This window comes from Sulfitobacter sp. 1A12157 (genome assembly GCF_043557345.1).
Classification (GTDB): Bacteria; Pseudomonadota; Alphaproteobacteria; order Rhodobacterales; family Rhodobacteraceae; genus Sulfitobacter.
The window spans coordinates 36906-56775 of record NZ_JBIFFV010000010.1; the positions used below are offsets into that span (position 1 = coordinate 36906).

Consider the following 19870-nt stretch of genomic DNA (forward strand, 5'->3'; position numbering starts at 1 on the left):
CGGGAGTCATGTGGAAAGCCCCGGCATCTCGCAGGCGGCGGCGCGGGTGATCTCTCCGCCCGCCACCATCCGTGCCGCGCGTTCCAGATCGGGGGCGAGGTAGCGGTCCTCTTCCAGCGTCGCGACCTCTTCGCGGACCCGCGCGACCACCCGCTGCAAGGTCTCGCTGGTGGCCAGCGGCGCGCGAAAGTCGATGCCCTGCGCGGCGCAGAGCAGTTCCACGCCGAGGATGCGGTTCAGGTTCTCGACCATCTGCCCCAGCCGCCGCGCGCCATGGGCGGCCATGCTGACGTGATCTTCTTGGTTGGCCGAGGTCGGCGTGCTGTCGGTGACGCAGGGATTGGCAAGATGTTTGTTCTCGCTCATCAGCGCGGCGGTGGTGACTTCGGCGATCATATAGCCGCTGTTGAGGCCGGGGGTCGGCGTCAGGAAAGGCGGCAGGTTGAAGCTGAGCACCGGGTCCACGATCAGCGCCACCCGGCGCTGCGCGATGGCGCCAATCTCGGCTACGGCGAGGGCGATCATATCGGCGGCGAAACCCACCGGCTCGGCATGGAAATTCCCGCCTGAGACGATGAGGTCAGCCCCCGTCAGCACAAGCGGGTTGTCGGTGGCGGCATTGGCTTCGACCTCCAGTGTGGCGGCGGCCATGCGCAGCACATCCATCGCCGCCCCCGTCACCTGCGGCTGGCAGCGGATGCAGTAAGGGTCTTGGACGCGGGCATCATTCGCCACATGGCTTTCGCGGATTTCGGAACCATTGAGCAGGGCGCGCATGGTCTCGCCCGCCTCGATCTGGCCGCGATGGCCGCGCAGGGCGTGGATCTCGGGCTGTAGCGGTGCGGTGGAGCCCATGATTGCATCCGTCGACAGGGCCGAGATCACCAGCGCCGAGGTCGCGGCCCGCCATGCGTCGAAGAGCCCCGCCAGCGCGAAGGCGGTCGAAAATTGCGTGCCGTTGATCAGCGCCAGCCCTTCTTTGGGGCCGAACTCAAGCGGGGCGAGGCCCGCGGCGGCCAGTGCCGCGCTTCCGGGCATCACGCGGCCCTCGAACTCCGCCTCGCCATGGCCCATCATCACGGCGGCCATATGCGCCAAGGGGGCCAAATCGCCCGAGGCGCCGACCGACCCTTGGGCCGGGATCACCGGGGTCACGCCCTGCGCCAGCATGGCTTCGATCAAGTCCACGACCGCCAGCCGCACGCCCGAGGCACCGCGCCCGAGGCTCAGCAGTTTCAGCGCCATCAAAAGCCGCGCATGGCCGCGCGGGATCGCGGGGCCGACGCCGCAGCAATGCGACAGGATCAGGTTGCGTTGCAGCGCCGCCGTATCCTCTGCCGCGATCTTGACCGAGGCGAGCTTGCCGAAACCGGTGTTCACGCCGTAAACGGCATCCTCGCCCGCCACGGCCCGAGCGATGCGCGCATGGGCCTCTTCGATTGCGGGGCGGCAGGCGGGGTCGAGCCGCACAGATGCCTCTTCGCGGTAGATGCGGGCGAGATCGTCCAAAGTGGCCGCGCCGGGGGTGAGGGTCAGGGTGGTCACGATTGGCCTCCGAAAATGCGGGAATGAAGCGGGTTGAAGCCGATGCGATAGGCAAGCTCGGCCGGGTGTTTGATGTCCCAAACGGCGAGGTCGGCGCGCAGGCCGGAGCGGATCATGCCGCAGTCGGCCCGCCCGAGCGCGCGGGCGGCGTGCTGCGTGGCGCCGCGCAGCGCCTCCTCCGGCGTCAGGCGGAACAGGGTGCAGCCCATGTTGAGCGCCAGCAGCAGCGAGTTCAGTGGCGAGGAACCGGGGTTGATATCCGTCGCCAGCGCCATCGGCACGCCATGTCGGCGCATGAGGTCGATGGGCGGCGCTTGGGTCTCGCGCAATGTATAGAAGGCACCGGGCAGCAGAACGGCGACGCTGCCCGCCTCGGCCATCGCGATCACGCCGCTCTCATCAAGGTATTCGATATGATCCGCCGAGAGCGCGCCATAGGAGGCCGCGAGCCGCGCCCCGCCCAAGTTCGACAATTGCTCGGCATGGAGTTTGACCGGCAGGCCCAATTCCCGCGCCACGTCGAATACGCGCGCGATCTGGGCGGGCTGGAAGGCGATGCCCTCGCAGAACCCGTCGACCGCATCGACCAGCCCTTCGGCATGGGCGGCGCGCAGGGCGGGGAGGCAGACATCGGCGATATAGGCATCCGCGCGGCCTGCGTATTCGGCGGGCACCGCATGGGCGCCGAGGAAGGTGGTGGAGACGCGGATGGGGCGCTGCTCTCCAATGGCGCGGGCGGTGCGGAGCATGCGCAGCTCGGTCTCAAGGTCCAGACCATAGCCGGATTTGACTTCGATCGCCGTGACCCCTTCGGCGATCAGTACATCGACGCGGCGCAGGGCATCGGACAGCAACTCTGTCTCATCGGCGGCGCGGGTGGCGGTGACGGTTGAGACGATGCCGCCCCCGGCGCGGGCGATTTCCTCATAGCTGGCCCCCTTAAGCCGCATCTCGAACTCCCGCGCGCGGTCGCCGCCGTGCACGATATGGGTGTGGCAATCGATCAGCCCGGGGGTGACAAGCCGCCGGCCCAGCGATTCGGCGGGCAGGTCGCGATAGCCTTGTGGCAGGTCATCGCGCGGGCCGACCCATCCGATCTGGCCCCCGGCAATCGCGATCGCCGCATCTTCGATCAAACCATAGGGCTGTGGGCCATCCATTGTCGCCGCCGTGAGGTCGACCAAGACTCGATCCTGCGCTGCCATCCTATCGCCTCCTCCTCAGGTTTCGCTTTTCTACATCGGTTTTATTTGATATATGTCTATACATAAAGAAGCAAAGGGCCGTCAAATGATTTTCGCTACACATGCAAAACTGCCGCAGGGATGGGCGCGGGACGTTCGGATCACGGTGGTCGACGGGCGGGTGACGCAGGTGAAGACCGGGCAGGCACCGCAGGCCGATGACACCCGTGTCGACACCCTGCTGCCCGCGCTGGCCAATCTGCACAGCCACAGCTTCCAACGCGCCATGGCCGGGATGACCGAGACGCGTATGGCCGGGAAGGACAGCTTCTGGACATGGCGCGACCTGATGTATCGCTTCACCGCCCATCTTACGCCCGCGCATATCGAAGCCATCGCGGCCTTCGTCTTCTTAGAGATGCAAGAGGCCGGTTTCGCCAGCGTGGGAGAGTTTCACTACCTCCACCACCAGCCCGGTGGCACGCCCTATGACGATCTGGGCGAGCTATCGGCCCGGATCGCGGCGGCGGCGGCGCAGACGGGGATCGGGTTGACCCATCTGCCGGTGCTTTATACCTATGGCGGGGCGGGGCAGCAGCCCTTGCAGGCAGGGCAGGCGCGGTTTGGCAATGGGGTGGCGCGCTTCGGCGCGCTGGTCGCGCGGGCGCAGCAGGCGGTGCGTGAGCTTCCCGCCGATTGCCGCGTCGGCATCGCGCCCCATTCGCTGCGCGCCACCGCGCCGGCGGAATTGGCCGAGGTGCTGGCCGCTCACCCCGATGTACCAACCCATATCCACATCGCCGAACAGCCCAAAGAGGTCGCGGATGTCTCCGCATGGCTTGGCGCACGCCCGGTCGAGTGGTTGCTGGCCAATGCCGAGGTGGCCGAGAACTGGTGCCTGATCCACGCCACCCATATGACGGAAGGTGAGACCTCTGCCATGGCCCGCAGCGGCGCGGTGGCAGGGCTTTGTCCGGTGACGGAGGCCAATCTGGGCGATGGGCCGTTCAACGGGCCGGGCTACCTTGGCGCCGGGGGGCGGTTTGGCATCGGATCGGATTCCAACGTGTTGATTTCGCTGACCGAGGAGTTGCGCATGTTGGAGTATTCCCAACGTCTGCGGGATTTGGCGCGCAATGTGATGGTGGCGGGCGAAGGCTCGGTCGGGGCGGCGCTTTACACGGGCGCGGCACGTGGCGGGGCGCAGGCGGTTGGCCGGGGCCGGGGTGAGATCGCGCTCGGCGAGTGGGCCGATCTCGTGGCGATCGACAGCCAAGACCCGGCACTCTGCGCGCTGCGGCCCGACCAACTGCTCGACGGTCTGGCCTTTGCCGCCAAGGACCGGGTGGTGACCGATCTGTGGTCAGCGGGCCGCCATGCGGTGACGGGCGGGCGGCACCGGCAGCGGGACCGGATCGTGGCGGATTACCGTCGCACCATGGCAGAGGTGATGGCGCTTTTGTGAAACCTTCCCTTTTCGGGAACTTTGGCGCGGCCTGCCGGGTTGGCCCGGTAACAAGGCCCGCGCGACTTGTCGCGCGGCACAGCCCGGATACATCGAAAGGGAGCGGATCATGAGTCCACCAGACACGAACCTCAAAAAGCAGGAAAGCCGTCACAAATGGCCCCTGATCGGCATGGCGCTTGTGGTGATCTTTGGCGTTGGGATCATCGTCTTCTGGACGGGCGAGGAAGTCGCGACCGCGCCCGGAACCGAAGAGGAAGTTATCGTCGACGAGGAAAACGTCATTGAGGGCGACGATGAAGCATCGGTGCCGGTCGCGCCTGATTGATCCGAACATACAGCACCCAAATGCGAAACCCGAAAGCCTCGGCTTTCGGGTTTTGTTGTTTGACCTCTGCCGTCTGGGCGGGCCATCTTGCATCGGTATCGAGGGCAGCGGGGCAGGCACATGTGGTATCTGGTAGGGGACATCGGCGGCACCAATCTGCGCCTCGCGGCGGTGGATCCGGCGGGGGCGTTGGTAGAGCGCCGCAGCCATCCCACCGACGGGCTGACCACCTTGCCCGACGCCTGCGCGACGTTTTGCGCCAAGATGGGAAGCCCGCCCGACGGGGTTGCCATGGCGGTGGCCGGGGTCGTTGTCGACGGGCAGGTACGGATGACCAATGCCGCGCGCAGCATCTCGCGGGATGATCTGGCGCGGGCCTGCGGTTTGGACCCCACCAAGGTGCTGTTACTCAATGATTTCGAAGCGGCGGCCTGGTCCTTGGCCACGCTGGATGCAGACAATGTGACCTATCTTCAGGGCGGGCCCGACCCGCGACCGGGGGCGCGGGTGATCATCGGCCCGGGGACGGGCCTTGGCGTTGGGTCTTTGGTCTGGCAGGGTGCGCGGCCCACGGCGGTGCCGGGCGAGGGGGGGCACCTGCGGCTCACCCCCCATAGCGCCGAGGAAGTGGCCTATTTCGACGCGCTGATCGCGCTTTGGCCCGAGGTGCAGATGGGCGAGGGGCTGGCGGTCGAGGCCGAGGCGATCTTGTCGGGCACCGGCATGCCCTATTGGTATCGCGCCATCGCCTCCGCCCGGGGCGAGACGGCGCATTTGGAGGGGGCGGCGGCGATCTTTGCGGCGGCCAAGGCCGGGGAGGACGCGAGCGCCTGTCGCGCAGTTGCATTGATGGCGCGGTATCTTGGCGGGGTCGCGGGGGATCTGGGCTTGGTCATGGGCGCGCGCGGCGGGGTCTTCATCACGGGGGGCGTGGCCCAACAGAACCCCTGGATGCTGGATGACAGCTTCCGCGCCGCCTTTAACGCGGGCGGGCGGCACAGCAAATGGCGCGAAGCGATGCCCTTGGGCCTGTGCAGCGACCCCGACTTTGGCCTCATGGGTGCGCGCAACTGCCTGTTTGTGCAACATGAGCGCCCCCTGCCGGATTGACAGCAGACAACGGGCCGCCATGATCGCCGCAGCAGCCGGAGTGCCCTATGCCCAACCTCAATGACCCGAAGCGCCAGTTCTTGGCCGAATTGTTCGACACCGCAGTCGCCGCCGCCGATCCGCATTTGATCCTGAAAGACCGGCTGCCGCCGCCGCCCAAGGGGCGCACGGTGGTGATCGGTGCGGGCAAGGGGGCCGCGCAATTGGCGCAGGCGTTCGAGGCGATCTGGCCGCACCCCTATGACGGTGTCGTGGTCACCCGCTACGGCTATGGCGCGCCATGTCAGCGGATCAAGGTGCTGGAAGCCGCGCACCCGGTGCCCGATCAGGCCGGTGTGGAGGCCGCGCGCGCCTTGCAGGAAGCGCTGCGCGGGCTGGGGCCGGAGGATCAGGTGATCGCGCTGATCTGCGGCGGCGGCTCATCGCTCTTGCCCGCCCCGCCCGAGGGGCTGACGCTGGAGGATTTGCAGGCGTTGAACGCAGCGCTTTTGGCCTCGGGCGCGCCGATTTCGGTCATGAATGACATCCGCAAGCAGTTCAGCACGGTCAACGGCGGGCGTCTGGCGGAACTGGCCCATCCTGCGCGGGTGGTAAGCCTTGTCGTCTCGGACGTGCCGGGGGATGATCCGGGGGCCGTGGCCTCCGGCCCCACGGTGCCGGGGCGGCGGGCTGCGGCGGCGGTGCTCGAGGAGGTGGCCGCGCGGGGGTTGGAACTGCCGGAGCGCTGTATGGCGTTTCTGGAAAAGGCCGCCGCGCAGCCTCAGCAGGAGGCGCCGAGCACGACGCAGACCCATGTCATCGCCTCTGCCGGTCTGTCCCTTGCCGCTGCGGCCAAGGCCGCGCAGGCGCGGGGGGTGAACGCGTGGATCCTGTCGGACGCGATCGAGGGCGAGGCGCGGGAGGTGGCGCTGGTTCATGCGGCCCTTGCCCGGCAGGCGCAGGAAAGCGGTTTTCCCCAGCCCGCGCCGCTGGTGCTGCTCTCGGGCGGTGAGACGACGGTCGCCCTGCGCCACAAGGGGCGCGGCGGGCGGAATAGTGAATTTGCCCTGTCCCTCGCGCTGGCGCTCGAAGGGCAGGAGGGGATCACGGCCTTGGCCGCGGATACCGACGGCATTGACGGGTCAGAGGATAACGCGGGCGCTTTCGTCGCGACGGGCACGGCGGCTGCGATGCGCGCGGCGGGGGTGGACCCGCGCGGCGCCTTGCAGCGCAATGATGCCTATGGCGCGTTCAAGGCGATTGATGCGCTGTTTCACACCGGCCCCACCGGGACCAATGTGAATGATTTTCGCGCTTTGCTGATTGGCGATTTGCCGCAGCGTTAGCCTGCCTCAGGGCCGATTTAGGACCGGTCGAAGACGATGACATTGCGCCGCGCGGCGCCGGTCTTGGTGTCGGCAATCGCCTCGTTGATCTGATCCAGCCGCCAGCGGCCTGAAATCAGGCTGTCGAGTTGCAAACGGCCCTGAAGATAGAGGTCGACCATCCACGGGATATCGCGCTGGATCACCACATCGCCCATTTTGGAGCCGACCATGCCTTGCCCTAGGGCCGCGAGCACCACCGGCTCATAGCTGGCCTCGGCCCCGCTGTGGGGCATGCCGACCATGATTACCCGGCCCCCGGCGGCCAGATAGCGCGGCGCGGTTTGATAGGCGGGGATTGCGCCCACGGTGACGATGACGGCATCCGCCCCGCGCCCCATGGCCTTGAAGGCGGCGCGCCACGGCTTCGCCTCGGTGGCAAGCACGGTGTCGGTCGCGCCGAATTCGCAGGCGATGGCGAGTTTGTCTTCGGTCATGTCGACCGCCACGATTCGCCGCGCCCCCGCGATGCGCGCCCCCTGGATGGCGTTGAGGCCGACCCCGCCCGCGCCGATCACCACCACGTCTTGACCCGCGCGCAGGCCCGCTGCGTTGACCACGGCGCCGACGCCAGTGATCACGCCGCAGGCGATCAGGCAGGCGGCGTCTTTGGGAATGTCATGCGAGATCTTCACGACCTGCGACCGGTCGACGACGACCTTCTCGGCGAAACCGCCGGTGTTCATGGCCTGAACGAGCGGTGCGCCCTCCGCCGTTTGCAGCGGCCCTTCGGGCGCTTGCGGGGTTTCGCAGATCGTCGGCTGGCCCGAGGCGCAGTTGGGGCAGCTGCCACAGGCGCGGATCAGGGTGACCACCACGCTGTCGCCCTCGGCCAGACCCTGCACATTCGGCCCCACGGCGCTGACCCGGCCTGCGGCCTCGTGCCCATAGACGGCGGGCAGGGTGCCGCCCCAGCCGCCTTCGGCAAACAGTATGTCGGAATGGCAGATCGCCACGGCATCCAAGGTCACCTCGACCTCGCCCGATTGCGGTGCCTTGATGCGGATGTCTTCGACGCTCAGCGGGCTGTCAAAGGCATGGCAGACGGCGGCTTTGATGGTTTGCAATGGCCTGTCCCTTTCTTTCAATCCTCGCCAGCCTGACGCGGATGGGCCGGTGGCGCAAGGCGGGGAATGGGCTTACTGCGGCGAAGTTCCACCTTGTGACGTGGGGGTAGGGCGGCTGGCAAAGAGCACTAAGCCACCGAGGGTCAGCAAAAGCGCCAACAGGAAGGGCGCGCCGGGCAGGTAGACCGCAGCCTCCGGCGCGGTGAAATAGGCGAAAACCGCCGTCATCGTCAGCGGCGAGAGGATCATCGCCAGCGCGGTGGAGGAACTGAGCGCGCCGTGCAGCTCGCCTTGGGCATCGGCGTTGACGCGGGCCGACATGATGCCTTGAAGCGCGGGCGGGATCACCCCGGCCAGCGCGGCAAGCGGGGTCATGATCAGCGCCCAAGTGCCCGAGGTCAGCAGGGTCAGCGCGGCGAAGGCGGCAAGGGCAAAGACATGGCCCAAAATCACCGTGGTGCGCGCGCCCAAGCGGCGGATCACGGGGCCGATCATGGCGCCTTGGACAAGCGCCATCTGCACGCCGAAGAGGCCGAGCGACAGGCCGATCATCGTCGGCGACCAGCCAAACCGCTCGACCCCGAAATAGGCCCAGATCGCCGGATAGGCGGCAAAGCCCACATGGTAGATGAAATAGACCGCGAGCAGCCTGCCAACCTCGGGCAGGCGGCCTAGGGCGCGTAGCGCGCCCAGCGGATTGGCCCGCCGCCAGTCGAAGGCGCGGCGCTGCGTCGGGGGCAGGGTTTCGCGCAGCACGGCCCAGCCGAGCGCCGCATTGCCCGCCGCCAGCAGCGCCGCCGCCCAAAAGGGGGCGCGAGTGCCATATTCGCCGAGGACGCCGCCCATCAGCGGCCCCAGAACAAAGCCCGCGCCAAAGGCCGCGCCGATCAGCCCGAAACGCGCCGCGCGGTCCTGCGCCGGGGAGATATCGGCCATATAAGCCGAGGCGGTGGCATGGGTCGCTGCCGTGATGCCGCCCACGAGCCGCCCGATCAGCAGCAGCCAGATGCTGCCCGCGAGCGCCATGACGCCGTAATCCACCGTCATCACGATCAGCGCCAGCAGCAGGACCGGGCGGCGGCCAAAACGGTCGGAGAGCCCGCCGAGCACCGGGCCGAAGAGAAATTGCATCGCGGCAAAGCCCGTGGCCAACACGCCACCCCAAAGGGCCGCATCGCTTAGCCCGCCGCCGCGAACTTCGCGGATCAGGTCGGGCATGACGGGCAGGATCAAACCGACGCCCATGGCATCGATCATCACCGTCACAAGGATAAAGATCAGTGGCAGCGGCATTCGGTCAGATCTGGTCCGCGCAGGCGGTGAAGGCAAGGGTGAACGTCGCGATAGGGCGCGAATGCGGCAGGCGTTGCGGGCGCATGGCCCGCTTGCCGCCAGAGACACCTGCCGCCACGCTCAGCCCTGTGCCTTCGCGATATGCCCGACACTGGCAAGAAAATCGTTTAGCGTATCAGCGTATTCCTGCGGCTGCTCGACACAGGGCAGGTGGCCGGCGCGGCGGATCAGTTTGAATTTCGAGGCCGGGATCAGGTCCATCAACTCGCGCACCAGATCGGGCGGGGTCGAGCCGTCTTCCGTCCCTGCGATGCCAAGCGCGGGCAGGCGCAGGCCGGAGGTCGGCGTCATGAAGTCACTGTGCGAAATCGCCGCCGAACAGCCTGCATAGCCTGCGTCGGGCTGCCGCGTCAGCATGTTGCGCCAGAGCGCCAGTTCCGGCGTGGCGCGGAATTGGGCGGAAAACCAGCGCTCCATCACAGCATCGGCAAGGCTTTCGATGCCGCCTTTCTCGACGTCGGCGATCCGGGCATCCCAGATGTCGCGGTTGCCGATCTTGGTGGCCGTATTGCTCAGCACCAGCGCGCGGATCATGTCGAGCCGTTTGACCGCTAGCCCCTGCGCGATCATCCCGCCGATCGACAGGCCCACGAAGACGCAGTCGCGCACCTGAAGGTGGTCGAGCAGCCGCTCGGTGTCGGTGATGAGCGACCCCATCGAATAGGGCGCGGGTGGGCAAGACGACAGGCCGTGGCCGCGTTTGTCGAAACGGATGATGCGCAGACCGGGCGTGAGCAGCGGCATGATCGGATCCCACAGGCGCATGTCGGTGCCGAGCGAATTGGCGAAGACCACGGGCGCGCCGTCTTCAGGGCCGTCGACGCGGTAGTGCAGCTGCACCTCGCCGGTGTCGAAAATCTGCATGGGAGGTCTCCTGTAAGCGGCATTGAGGGGGCAGCATATCGTGCGAACGCGGGAGGTCAAAGTGCAGGGCTTCAGCTAAGGACCGCCCGGCCGTAGGCCGGGCAGCGCCGACCCGCGGGGCGGCGCTTTCAGCACCACCCCGCGGGTCGGCGCTGCCCTAATCGTTACCCCAGTGTCTGTAAAGCGCGGGTGAACATATCCGCGTCCACGTTCCCGCCGGAGATCGTAACGATCACATCGTCCCCTTCAATCTCTCCGCCCCGGAACAGTGCCGCCGCGAGCGCCACGGCACCGCCCGGTTCGGCCACGAGTTTTAACCGGTTGAACGCGTGCGCCATCGCCTGCAACGCCTCCTCGTCGCTCACCACCAGTCCCGGCCCCACCAATCGCTGCATGATCGGGAAGGTCAGCTCCCCCGGCGCAGGCGTCACGATGGCGTCGCAGATCGAGCCGAGCGCCTTCGCATTTCGCTCGATCTGGCCGGAAAGCAACGAGCGGGCGGCATCGTCGAACCCCTCGGGTTCCGCCGGGCGCACGCGGAATTTCGGCGCTTCGGCCTCCAACGCCAATGCGATGCCGGAGGTCAGGCCGCCGCCGCCGCAGCAGACGATCACTTCGGCCGCCGCGATACCGGCCTCGGCGGCCTGCTGGGCGATTTCCAGCCCCGTGGTGCCTTGGCCCGCGATGACCTGCGGCTCGTCATAGGGTTTGATCAGCGTGAGCCCGCGTTCCTCGGCCAAGGCGGCGCCGATCTCCTCGCGGCTCTCATTCGCGCGGTCATAGAGCACCACCTCGGCGCCATAGGCGCGGGTGTTGGCGATCTTCAGCCGCGGGCTGTCCTTGGGCATCACGATCACGGCGGGCGCGCCGTGCATTTTGGCGGCCAGTGCCACGCCTTGGGCGTGGTTGCCACTGGAATAGGCGATGACGCCCTTGGCGCGCTGCGCGCTTGGCAAGGCCGAGAGGGCCGACCACGCGCCGCGAAACTTGAAGCTGCCGGTATGCTGCAAACACTCGGGTTTGACCCAGACCCGGCGGCCCGCGATCTCGTCCAGAAAAGGAGAGTTCAAGAGCGGCGTGCGCCGCACATGCCCCTTGGCGCGGTCGGCGGCGGCGCGGATCATGTCGATGTTCATTTGATTTGTCCTATCCATTCGTGCAGCGCGGCAAGCGCTTGGGGTTCGTCGAGAAAGGGGACATGGCCGCGGTCCGGCACGTCGGCCACGATCATATCGGGGCGGCGGGCCTGCATCTGCATCAGCGTCTCGCGGCTGAACAGGGTGGAATTGGCCCCCCGGATCGTGACCAGCGGCAGCCCTTGCAGCGCATCGAAGAACGGCCAAAGGTCGACAGTCTGTTGGCCTGCGGCGGCCACGGCATCGCGCAGATGCGGATCATAGGTGATCTTCAGCCCCTCGTCGGTCGCCCTGTAGTGGCGTTTGACCTCCTCAAGCCAGCGGCTCTCGGGCACGCCGTGAAACTCGGGGAAGGCGCGGGCCATGGCGGCGGCGGCCTCCTCATACGTTTTGGCGGCGGGGTTGCGGCCAAGATAGCCCATGATGAATTCCACGCCTTTGGGATCAAGCTCGGGGCCGACGTCGTTCAGCGCCACGCCCAAAAGGTGATCATGGGCAATCATCGCCAGCGCCATGGCATTCAGCCCGCCGCGCGAGGTGCCGATGAGGGCGACCTGTTCCAAGCCCAGATGCGCGAGCAATTCCAGCACGTCGCGGCATTCCACCGAGAGCGTGTAGTTCCGCCAATTCGCGTCGAAATCCGAACGGCCCCGGCCCCGGTAGTCCATGCGGATCAACCGGTGATCGGCCAAATGCGGGGCGAGGTAGTCGAAATCCGCGCCGGTGCGGGTGAGACCGGCAAGGCAAAGGATCGGCAGGCCGCGGCCCTCATCCGTGTAATGTAGCGACAACCCGTCGGAGGTGGTGAAACGGGGCATTACAGACCCGCCAACGCGGGAATGCCGCTGAGTTCGCGCAGCTGATGCGCGGGTTTCCACGGCAACCGGTCCACCGGATCGCCGCCCCGGTTTACCCATGCGGTGGTGAACCCATAGCCCGTCGCCGCTGCCGCGTCCCAGCCGTTGGAGGACACGAACAGCACCTCGTCCTTGGCGCAGCCGAAGTGTGCCCCGACAAGGTCATAGACCGACGTATGCGGTTTGAAAACGCCGACGCTTTCGACCGAGAGCGAAACATCCAAAAGACCACCGATTCCCGCCGATTGCACCGCCCCGTCCAACATCGCGGGCGCGCCGTTGGACAGGATCGCGGTGTTCAGGCCCCCGTCCTTGAGCGCTTGCAGCATGGCGGGCACCTCGTCATAGGCGCGAAGCTCCCAGTAAAGCGCCAGCAGGCGCTCGCGCAGGGCAGGGTCATCGGCGAGGTTCATCTTCTCCAGCGTCCAGTCCAGCCCCTCTTGGGTGACCTGCCAGAAATCGTCATGCGCCCCGGTCACGGCCCGCAGCCATGAATACTGCAACTGCTTGAGACGCCAGTGTTCCGCCAGTTCCGGCCATGTCTCGGCAATGGCGGCGAAAGCGGGTTCGGCTGCGGCCTCACGGGCGGCGGCGGCCACGTCGAAGAGGGTTCCATAGGCGTCGAAAACGCAGGTGGTGATGGGCATCTGACAGGCTCTCCCTTTCCGTGTCGCGGCAGAGTGGCACGCAGGGGCGGCGGCGAAAAGGGGCGAATTCCGCGTTCGACCCGGACGGGGGGTTTACTCTCGGGGTCACAATCTTCATGCTGTCGCGGATTTTGGAGCACCCGCGCAGATACGCGGCCTCCTTCCCTTTTCCCCTACAGATTGGAGACACCCGATGGCTGAGGTCAAATCCGGCGACACAGTACAGATTCACTATACCGGCACGTTGAAAGACGGCACCACATTCGACAGCTCCGAGGGCCGTGACCCGCTTGAGTTCGTCGTGGGTTCGGGCCAGATCATCCCCGGTCTCGACAGCGCGCTGCCCGGCATGACCGAGGGCGACAAGAAGGTCGTTCAGGTGCCCAGCGAAGAGGCCTATGGCCCCGTGAACCCCGAGATGCGTCAGGCCGTGCCGCGCGAAGGCATCCCGGCGGATATCCCGCTCGATCCCGGTACGCAGCTGCAGATGCAGACCCCCGAAGGCCAAGCACTGCCGGTGACCGTGGTCGAGGTTGACGAGACCACCGTCACGCTCGACGCCAACCACCCGCTGGCGGGCAAAGACCTGCAGTTCGACATCGAACTGGTCAAGATCGCTCCGGCGGCCTGATATCGGTGGCCGGGGGGCTTCCCCCCGGCACGCCCCAAAGACGTATCTGGCGTTTTTTCCCCTCGCACGCCCGCGCATTGGCGCATATGCAGGGGCCATGGATACCCCAGATACATTCGAGATTTTCCTCGTCTGCCCGCCCGGGCTTGAGGATTTGCTCTGCGCCGAAGCGCAGGAAAAAGGTTTTGCAGCAGCGCAGGCCCAGCCCGGTGGCGTGCGCGTGCAGGGCGGCTGGCCCGAGGTCTGGCGCGCCAATCTGGAGCTGCGCGGCGCCGCGCGGGTGCTGGCGCGGATCGGCGGTTTCATGGCCTTCCATCTGGCGCAGTTGGACAAACGCTGTCGGAAGTTCCCCTTCGGTGACGTTCTGCGGTCGGATGTGCCGGTGAAGGTGCAGGTGACGACCAAGGCGTCGAAGATTTACCACGCCGGAGCGGCGGCGCAGCGGGTCGAGACGGCGCTGCGCGAGAGCCACGGTATTCCTGTCGATGCCGAGGCCGCGCTGATGTTGAAAGTGCGCATTCACGACAATCAGGTAACCTTCAGCCTCGATACCTCCGGCGAGGCGCTGCACAAACGCGGCCACAAGGAGGCCGTGGGCAAGGCGCCGATGCGCGAGAACATGGCGGCGCTGATGCTGCGGTCTTGCGGCTATGTGCGCGGTGAGCCGGTGGTTGATCCGATGTGCGGCTCGGGCACGTTCCTGATCGAGGCGGCCGAGATCGCGGCGGGGCTGAAGCCCGGACGCTCGCGGCGCTTCGCCTTCGAGGATCTGGCGAGTTTCGATGCCAGGGCGTGGGGCGCGATGCGCGCGGAGGGGGAGGTGGCCGAGCCTGCCGCGCGGTTCTACGGCTCGGACCGGGACGCGGGCGCGGTGCGCATGAGCACGGCCAATGCCGACCGGGCCGGGGTGGGGGAATGGTGTCATTTTGCCTGCCACGGGGCCGGGGAGGTGCAGCCGCCCGAAGGCCCGCCCGGACTGGTGATCGTGAACCCGCCCTATGGCGGGCGGATCGGCAACAAGAAGCTGCTTTATCCGCTCTACGGGACGCTGGGGGAGACGCTGAAAGCGCGCTTCCGCGGCTGGCGCGTGGGGCTGGTGACCTCGGAGCCGCCGCTTGCGAAGGCGACCGGGCTGCCGTGGAAGGGGCAGGGACCGGCGATCGCGCATGGGGGGATGAAAGTGTGGCTTTGGCAGACCGAGGCGTTGCGGTAGAGGGCGCCACCCCGGGCCGGAATCAAGCCGCAGGCGCCGGGCCATCGCCTGCCCGCCCCCCGGGTAGGCGATTTGGTGAGGCTGGGCGAAACTTCGCGAATTCACGTCACTGCTGAACCATAAAGTGGCATGGTTCAACCGTTGGATCGCCGACCCGCGGCCAGGCGATGGCCCTCAGGTCAATATTGCCACCCCGGCCCGGCGCCTGCGGCTTGATTCCGGGCCGGGACAGTCGAAACCGCTTTACAGGTTCTCCGCCTGCGGCATCCCCAGCACGTGGAAGCCACCATCCACGCGGATGATCTCGCCCGTCGTGCAGGCACCCGCATCGGACGCCAGATAGACCGCCGTGCCGCCCACGGCCTCTAGCGTCGCGTTGGACCGCAGCGGCGCGTTCTGATCCGTGTGCTTGTAGGTCTTGCGCGCGCCGCCAATCGCCGCCCCGGCAAGCGTCTTCATCGGCCCCGGCGAGATCGCGTTCACGCGGATGCCTTCGGGGCCCAGGTCATTCGCCAGATAGCGCGTCGCACTCTCCAGCGCCGCCTTGGCCACGCCCATCACGTTGTAATTCGGCGTCACCCGGTTCGAGCCCATGTAGGTCAGCGTCATCAGCGTGCCGCCATTGTCCTTCATCAGCGGATGCGCGCGGCGCGCCACGTCGATGAAGGAATAGGCCGAGATATCCATCGAGTTCTTGAAGTTCGCCCGGCTGGTGTTCAAAAAACGCCCCGTCAGTTCGGATTTGTCCGAAAAGGCAATGGCATGCACGACGAAGTCGATCGTCGGCCAGCGCGCGCCCAGCTCCTCGAAAGCGCGGTCGAGCGAGGCGTCGTCGGTCACGTCGACATCGACCATGAAGTCGGAGCCGACGCTCTGCGCCAGCGGCTCCAGACGTTTGCCAAAGGCCTCGCCCTGGTAGGTAAAGGCCAGTTCCGCCCCGGCCTCGGCCATTGCCTTTGCGATGCCCCAGGCGATGGAGCGTTCATTGGCCACACCCATGACAAGGCCGCGTTTTCCTGCAAGCAATCCAGACATGCCCAGCCCTCAGCCTTGGTACTTCGACAGGATCATCGACCCGTTGGTGCCGCCGAACCCGAAGGAGTTCGTCATCACCGAGTCGAGGCCCGCGTTGTCGACCCGCTCGAGCGCGATCTCGGACGCATCCAGCGCCGGGTCGAGGTTCTGCACGTTGATCGACTTGGCGATGAAGTCATTGTCGAGCATCAAGAGCGAGAAGATCGCCTCAAGCGCGCCGGCAGCGCCTTGTGCGTGGCCGGTCATCGACTTGGTGGAGCTGACGGGCGGGGTGTTGCCCTCACCGAAGACGCGGCGCACCGCCTCGATCTCGCCCACGTCGCCCACGGGCGTCGAGGTGCCATGGGCGTTGATATAGCCCACCTTGCGGCCCTCGGGCAGGGTCTCCAGCGCCAGACGCATCGCGCGCTCGCCGCCCTCGCCAGAGGGGGCGACCATGTCATGCCCGTCGCTGGTGGCGGCATAGCCGGTCACCTCGGCGTAGATTTTCGCACCGCGCGCCAGCGCGTGGTCGAGGTCTTCGAGCACCAGCATGCCGCCGCCGCCGGAGATCACGAAACCGTCGCGGTCGGCATCAAAAGCGCGGCTCGCCGTCTCGGGCGCGTCGTTGTATTTCGAGGACATCGCGCCCATGGCGTCGAAGAGGCAGGAAAGCGTCCAGTCCAACTCCTCGCCACCCCCGGCGAACATCACGTCCTGCTTGCCCAGCATGATCTGCTCGGCCGCGTTGCCGATGCAATGCAGCGAGGTGGAGCAGGCCGAGGTGATGGAATAGTTGATGCCCTTGATCTTGAAAGCGGTCGACAGGTTCGCGCTCACGGTCGAGGACATGCATTTCGGCACCGCGAAGGGCCCGATGCGCTTGGTCGCGCCGGTGTCCTGCACGATGTTATGCGCGGCGAACATGGCCGAGGTCGATGGCCCACCGGAGCCTGCCACCAGACCGGTGCGCGGGTTGCTGATTTGCGCCTCGTCCAGACCCGCATCCTTGATCGCCTGCTGCATGGCGACATAGGCATAGCCCGCGCCCGGCCCCATGAAGCGCAGGGTGCGCTTGTCGATGTGATCGGCCAGATTGATCTTCAGCGTCCCGGCAACGCGGCTGCGGAACCCGTGTTCGGCCATCTCCGGGCTGGCTTCGATCCCGGAGGTGCCGTTTTTCAGTGCTTCGAGCACTTCTTCGGCGTTGTTTCCGATGGATGAGACAATCCCCAACCCTGTGACGACGACGCGGCGCATGCGCAGCACTCCTTTGTTTTGGCAGACCCGGTGTATGCCAGCACGCCCATACGGCGCAAGCGGTTTGCCGACCCACCACGCGCGAAGATCGCGGTCAAGGTTCTGTGATGGAACGGGGCAGGTGCAGGCGGTGTTGCCCCCCCGAGACATGAAGGAGGTTAGAATGCCCAAGATCAATACGGTAAATCCCGCCACCGAAGAGGTGCTCGACACCTATGACGTGATGTCCGAAGCCGAAGCGACCCAAGCGGTCGAAGCCACGCATAAGGCCTTTAAGGAGTGGCGCAAGCTGACCCATGCCGAACGCGCGCCCTATCTGAAAAAGATCGCCGAGAAGCTGCGCGAGAATAAGGAAAGCCTGTCGGAGTTGATGACCCGCGAGGTGGGCAAGCTCTACAAAGACGGGCTGACCGAGGTCGAACTCTGCGCGCAGATCTTTGAGTATACCGCCGAGAACGGCCCCGACATGCTGAAGGACGAAGAGCGCAAACACGCGGGCGGCAAGAAACGCGGTGTGGTGACCTATCAGCCCATCGGCGTAATCTATCAGATTCAGCCGTGGAACTTCCCCCTCTACCAGCCCGTGCGCGTGCTGGCCGCGAACCTGATGACCGGCAACGGCTGCGTCCTGAAACATGCGGAAATCTGCACCGGCAGCGGCCTGCGACTGAAAGAGCTTTGCGAAGAAGCGGGCCTGCCCAAAGACCTGTTCAACGTCATTATCATCGACCACGATACCTCCGACAAGCTGATCGGGCACAAGCTGGTCCGCGGCGTGACCATGACCGGCTCTGACAGCGCGGGCAGCCATATAGGGGCCGAGGCCGCGAAACATCTGAAGAAATCCGTGCTCGAACTGGGGTCGAACGACGCCTATCTCGTGCTTGACGACGCCGATATCGAAACGGCGGTGAAATTCTCGACCATGGGGCGGCTTTACAACAATGGCCAGACCTGCGTGTCGGCCAAGCGTTTCATCGTGACCGAGAAGAATTACGACGCTTTCGTTAGCGCCTATGTCGATGCGATGAAGGCGATCCCGATGGGCGATCCGATGGACGAAGACACCAAGCTTGGACCTTTGTCGAGCCAAGAGCAGTTCGAAACCGTCCGCGATCAGGTGAAAGAGAGCGTCGAGAAGGGGGCCAAGGTGCTTTGCGGTGGCGAAGTGCCCGACCGCACGGGCGCCTATTATCCTGCGACCGTATTGGCCGAGGTCAAGCCGGGCATGCCAGCCTATGACGATGAAATCTTCGGCCCCGTCGCCTCGGTCATCCGGGCGAAGGATGACGAAGACGCGATGCGCATTGCCAATGACAGCCGCTATGGTCTGGGCGGCGGCATCTTCTGCACGGATGAAGAACACGCTCTGCGCCTTGCGCGCGATGAATTCGACACCGGCATGGTGCGGATCAACAACTTTGGCGCTGCCGATCCGAATATGCCTTTTGGCGGGGTGAAGGACTCCGGCTACGGGCGCGAGCATGGTGGCTTTGGCATGAAAGAATTCGTCAACGCCAAGTCGATTTTCCTGCCGTCGTAACCGGAAAAGGGCGGGCGGCGCCTGTGCCTCCCGCTCGTCTAAAATAAAACCCAAGAGGTTCCATATGACCAAGAAAGTACTTGTCGCCGGTGCGACCGGCAAAACCGGGCGTTTGCTTGTCAGTGAATTGAAAGATCGCGGGGCCGAGCCGATCGCACTGGTGCGCGACGGCTCCGACACGTCTGTTCTGCCAAAGGGCACCGAAGAGCGGAAGGGTGATCTAACCAACCTGCAAGCGGGTGTCTGTGACGGTGTTGACGCCGTTGTCTTCGCCGCCGGGTCGGGCAGCAGCACCGGGCCGGAGATGACGGAAAAGGTCGACCGCGAAGGCGCGCAGCGTTTGGTTGATCTGGCCCGCGAGGCTAGGGTCGACCGCTTCGTGATGCTGAGTTCGGTGGGCGCCGACAACCCGCCTGAGGATCATGAGATGACCCATTACCTAAAGGCGAAACAGGCGGCGGATGAACATCTGCAAGGCTCTGGCCTGACCCATTCGATCCTGCGGCCCGTGGCGCTGACCGATGACCCCAAGACCAATGCGGTCAAACTGGGCGAGGGTGTCGATCAGAAGGGTGAGGCGCATCGTGCTGACGTGGCCGCCGTATTGGCCGAGGCCGCTGTGACCGGGCGGCATGACGGTAAGGTGCAAGACATGCAGACGCTTTGAGCGGCAATGCAAAAGGGGGCCGCCTGGCCCCCCGTTTTTATATCCGTAAAATCGCAGCGGCTCAGCTCTCGCTAAGGGCGACTTTCATGTCTTTTACCTGATAGATCACTTCGCCATCGGCTTCGACGATGCCGTCAGCCACGCCCATGGTCAGGCGGCGGGTCTGCATCGCCTTGGTGAAGTCGATCTTGTAGGTCAGCATCTTGCGGTCCGGGCGCACCATGCCGGTGAGCTTCACCTCGCCCACGCCGAGCGCATAACCGCGCCCCTGCCAGCCGCGCCAGCCGAGGTTGAAGCCGGTGAGCTGCCACAGACCGTCGAGGCCAAGGCAGCCGGGCATGATCGGATTGCCGGGGAAGTGGCATTCAAAGAACCACAGGTCCGGGGTGATATCGAACTCGGCGGTGATATGGCCCTTGCCATGGGCGCCGCCATCGGCCGAGACATCGGTGATCCGGTCCATCATGAGCATCGGCGGGGCGGGAAGCTGTGCGTTGCCGGGGCCAAAAAGCTCACCGCGGGCGCATTTCAGCAGATCTTCCTTGTCGAAACTCGTGGGGTAGTCGGCCATCCTGCGGCTCTCCTGCTGCTCTGTTATAACGTCCGGCCCCGTTTAGCACCC

General features: G+C 66.0%; 19 protein-coding genes. 8 read left to right on the top strand and 11 right to left on the bottom strand.

Annotation, left to right across the window (positions count from 1 at the left end):
• Positions 1 to 6 precede the first annotated feature (6 nt).
• Positions 7 to 1545, bottom strand: coding sequence for a histidine ammonia-lyase (gene hutH / locus ACGYLC_RS15715; protein ID WP_394423796.1), 1539 nt, complete (start codon positions 1543 to 1545; stop codon positions 7 to 9).
• Entirely contained in the window at positions 1542 to 2750 is a 1209-nt protein-coding gene (gene hutI / locus ACGYLC_RS15720; protein ID WP_394423797.1) for an imidazolonepropionase, read from the bottom strand. The genes hutH and hutI overlap by 4 nt, the downstream gene beginning before the upstream one ends.
• Before the next feature lie 85 nt (positions 2751 to 2835).
• Between hutI and ACGYLC_RS15725 the strand changes: the two genes are divergently transcribed.
• From ACGYLC_RS15725 to ACGYLC_RS15740, 4 genes are all read left to right on the top strand, one after another.
• Positions 2836 to 4194 (top strand): formimidoylglutamate deiminase, encoded by a 1359-nt coding sequence (locus ACGYLC_RS15725; protein WP_394423799.1) that lies wholly within the window; start codon positions 2836 to 2838, stop codon positions 4192 to 4194.
• 109 nt (positions 4195 to 4303) lie between these two features.
• A complete protein-coding gene (locus tag ACGYLC_RS15730) occupies positions 4304 to 4522 on the top strand; it encodes a hypothetical protein (RefSeq protein ID WP_394401510.1) in 219 nt (72 codons plus the stop codon).
• 120 nt (positions 4523 to 4642) lie between these two features.
• A complete protein-coding gene (locus ACGYLC_RS15735) occupies positions 4643 to 5632 on the top strand; it encodes an ROK family protein (RefSeq protein ID WP_394423801.1) in 990 nt (329 codons plus the stop codon).
• A gap of 47 nt (positions 5633 to 5679) precedes the next feature.
• Positions 5680 to 6957 (top strand): glycerate kinase, encoded by a 1278-nt coding sequence (locus ACGYLC_RS15740; protein ID WP_394423802.1) that lies wholly within the window; start codon positions 5680 to 5682, stop codon positions 6955 to 6957.
• A 17-nt stretch (positions 6958 to 6974) separates the two neighbouring features.
• On the opposite strand, the gene ACGYLC_RS15745 is transcribed toward ACGYLC_RS15740, so the two are convergent.
• The 6 genes from ACGYLC_RS15745 to ACGYLC_RS15770 all read right to left on the bottom strand — a co-directional run bounded on the left by ACGYLC_RS15745 (position 6975) and on the right by ACGYLC_RS15770 (position 12920).
• On the bottom strand, positions 6975 to 8063 hold the full coding sequence (locus tag ACGYLC_RS15745; protein ID WP_394423803.1) for a zinc-binding dehydrogenase: 1089 nt from the start codon (positions 8061 to 8063) through the stop codon (positions 6975 to 6977).
• A gap of 72 nt (positions 8064 to 8135) precedes the next feature.
• Entirely contained in the window at positions 8136 to 9356 is a 1221-nt protein-coding gene (locus ACGYLC_RS15750) for a TCR/Tet family MFS transporter (protein WP_394423805.1), read from the bottom strand.
• 120 nt (positions 9357 to 9476) lie between these two features.
• Positions 9477 to 10280, bottom strand: coding sequence for a 3-oxoadipate enol-lactonase (gene pcaD / locus ACGYLC_RS15755; protein ID WP_394423806.1), 804 nt, complete (start codon positions 10278 to 10280; stop codon positions 9477 to 9479).
• A 164-nt stretch (positions 10281 to 10444) separates the two neighbouring features.
• Positions 10445 to 11416 (bottom strand): threonine/serine dehydratase, encoded by a 972-nt coding sequence (locus ACGYLC_RS15760; protein ID WP_394423808.1) that lies wholly within the window; start codon positions 11414 to 11416, stop codon positions 10445 to 10447.
• A complete protein-coding gene (locus ACGYLC_RS15765; RefSeq protein ID WP_394423810.1) occupies positions 11413 to 12234 on the bottom strand; it encodes an alpha/beta fold hydrolase in 822 nt (273 codons plus the stop codon). Before ACGYLC_RS15765 ends, ACGYLC_RS15760 begins: the two co-directional genes overlap by 4 nt.
• On the bottom strand, positions 12234 to 12920 hold the full coding sequence (locus ACGYLC_RS15770) for a haloacid dehalogenase type II (RefSeq protein WP_394423811.1): 687 nt from the start codon (positions 12918 to 12920) through the stop codon (positions 12234 to 12236). Before ACGYLC_RS15770 ends, ACGYLC_RS15765 begins: the two co-directional genes overlap by 1 nt.
• A 193-nt stretch (positions 12921 to 13113) precedes the next feature.
• On the opposite strand from ACGYLC_RS15770, the gene ACGYLC_RS15775 reads away from it, so the two are divergent.
• Both ACGYLC_RS15775 and ACGYLC_RS15780 read left to right on the top strand, forming a co-directional pair.
• Entirely contained in the window at positions 13114 to 13551 is a 438-nt protein-coding gene (locus tag ACGYLC_RS15775) for a peptidylprolyl isomerase (RefSeq protein ID WP_067261388.1), read from the top strand.
• A gap of 97 nt (positions 13552 to 13648) precedes the next feature.
• Positions 13649 to 14764: a class I SAM-dependent RNA methyltransferase gene (locus tag ACGYLC_RS15780; protein WP_394423813.1), complete on the top strand. Its 1116-nt coding sequence runs from the start codon at positions 13649 to 13651 to the stop codon at positions 14762 to 14764.
• 243 nt (positions 14765 to 15007) lie between these two features.
• Here ACGYLC_RS15780 and ACGYLC_RS15785 read toward each other — a convergent pair whose 3' ends face one another.
• Together ACGYLC_RS15785 and fabB are read right to left on the bottom strand one after the other, a co-directional pair.
• Positions 15008 to 15799, bottom strand: coding sequence for an enoyl-ACP reductase (locus tag ACGYLC_RS15785; protein WP_394401484.1), 792 nt, complete (start codon positions 15797 to 15799; stop codon positions 15008 to 15010).
• Between the two features lie 9 nt (positions 15800 to 15808).
• On the bottom strand, positions 15809 to 17038 hold the full coding sequence (gene fabB / locus ACGYLC_RS15790; RefSeq protein ID WP_394423814.1) for a beta-ketoacyl-ACP synthase I: 1230 nt from the start codon (positions 17036 to 17038) through the stop codon (positions 15809 to 15811).
• 163 nt (positions 17039 to 17201) lie between these two features.
• On the opposite strand from fabB, the gene ACGYLC_RS15795 reads away from it, so the two are divergent.
• A complete protein-coding gene (locus ACGYLC_RS15795) occupies positions 17202 to 18581 on the top strand; it encodes an NAD-dependent succinate-semialdehyde dehydrogenase (RefSeq protein ID WP_394423816.1) in 1380 nt (459 codons plus the stop codon).
• A 64-nt stretch (positions 18582 to 18645) separates the two neighbouring features.
• Positions 18646 to 19248, top strand: a complete 603-nt coding sequence (locus tag ACGYLC_RS15800; RefSeq protein WP_394423817.1) for an SDR family oxidoreductase — start codon at positions 18646 to 18648, stop codon at positions 19246 to 19248.
• A gap of 61 nt (positions 19249 to 19309) precedes the next feature.
• Here ACGYLC_RS15800 and fabA read toward each other — a convergent pair whose 3' ends face one another.
• The gene (gene fabA / locus ACGYLC_RS15805) at positions 19310 to 19819 is read right to left on the bottom strand and encodes a bifunctional 3-hydroxydecanoyl-ACP dehydratase/trans-2-decenoyl-ACP isomerase (protein WP_394423819.1); all 510 of its coding nucleotides are present in this window, start codon (positions 19817 to 19819) and stop codon (positions 19310 to 19312) included.
• Positions 19820 to 19870: the final 51 nt, after the last annotated feature.

Excerpts from the sequence above, each read along its gene's own strand:
- ACGYLC_RS15770 (WP_394423811.1), bottom strand. The coding sequence starts at position 12,920 with ATGCCCATCACCACCTGCGTTTTCGACGCCTATGGAACCCTCTTCGAC.
- ACGYLC_RS15785 (WP_394401484.1), bottom strand. The coding sequence starts at position 15,799 with ATGTCTGGATTGCTTGCAGGAAAACGCGGCCTTGTCATGGGTGTGGCC.
- ACGYLC_RS15730 (WP_394401510.1), top strand. The coding sequence starts at position 4,304 with ATGAGTCCACCAGACACGAACCTCAAAAAGCAGGAAAGCCGTCACAAA.
- fabA (WP_394423819.1), bottom strand. The coding sequence starts at position 19,819 with ATGGCCGACTACCCCACGAGTTTCGACAAGGAAGATCTGCTGAAATGC.
- ACGYLC_RS15765 (WP_394423810.1), bottom strand. The coding sequence starts at position 12,234 with ATGCCCCGTTTCACCACCTCCGACGGGTTGTCGCTACATTACACGGAT.
- ACGYLC_RS15795 (WP_394423816.1), top strand. The coding sequence starts at position 17,202 with ATGCCCAAGATCAATACGGTAAATCCCGCCACCGAAGAGGTGCTCGAC.
- ACGYLC_RS15760 (WP_394423808.1), bottom strand. The coding sequence starts at position 11,416 with ATGAACATCGACATGATCCGCGCCGCCGCCGACCGCGCCAAGGGGCAT.
- ACGYLC_RS15780 (WP_394423813.1), top strand. The coding sequence starts at position 13,649 with ATGGATACCCCAGATACATTCGAGATTTTCCTCGTCTGCCCGCCCGGG.
- ACGYLC_RS15735 (WP_394423801.1), top strand. The coding sequence starts at position 4,643 with ATGTGGTATCTGGTAGGGGACATCGGCGGCACCAATCTGCGCCTCGCG.
- ACGYLC_RS15775 (WP_067261388.1), top strand. The coding sequence starts at position 13,114 with ATGGCTGAGGTCAAATCCGGCGACACAGTACAGATTCACTATACCGGC.
- hutI (WP_394423797.1), bottom strand. The coding sequence starts at position 2,750 with ATGGCAGCGCAGGATCGAGTCTTGGTCGACCTCACGGCGGCGACAATG.
- pcaD (WP_394423806.1), bottom strand. The coding sequence starts at position 10,280 with ATGCAGATTTTCGACACCGGCGAGGTGCAGCTGCACTACCGCGTCGAC.
- fabB (WP_394423814.1), bottom strand. The coding sequence starts at position 17,038 with ATGCGCCGCGTCGTCGTCACAGGGTTGGGGATTGTCTCATCCATCGGA.
- ACGYLC_RS15800 (WP_394423817.1), top strand. The coding sequence starts at position 18,646 with ATGACCAAGAAAGTACTTGTCGCCGGTGCGACCGGCAAAACCGGGCGT.
- ACGYLC_RS15740 (WP_394423802.1), top strand. The coding sequence starts at position 5,680 with ATGCCCAACCTCAATGACCCGAAGCGCCAGTTCTTGGCCGAATTGTTC.
- ACGYLC_RS15750 (WP_394423805.1), bottom strand. The coding sequence starts at position 9,356 with ATGCCGCTGCCACTGATCTTTATCCTTGTGACGGTGATGATCGATGCC.
- ACGYLC_RS15725 (WP_394423799.1), top strand. The coding sequence starts at position 2,836 with ATGATTTTCGCTACACATGCAAAACTGCCGCAGGGATGGGCGCGGGAC.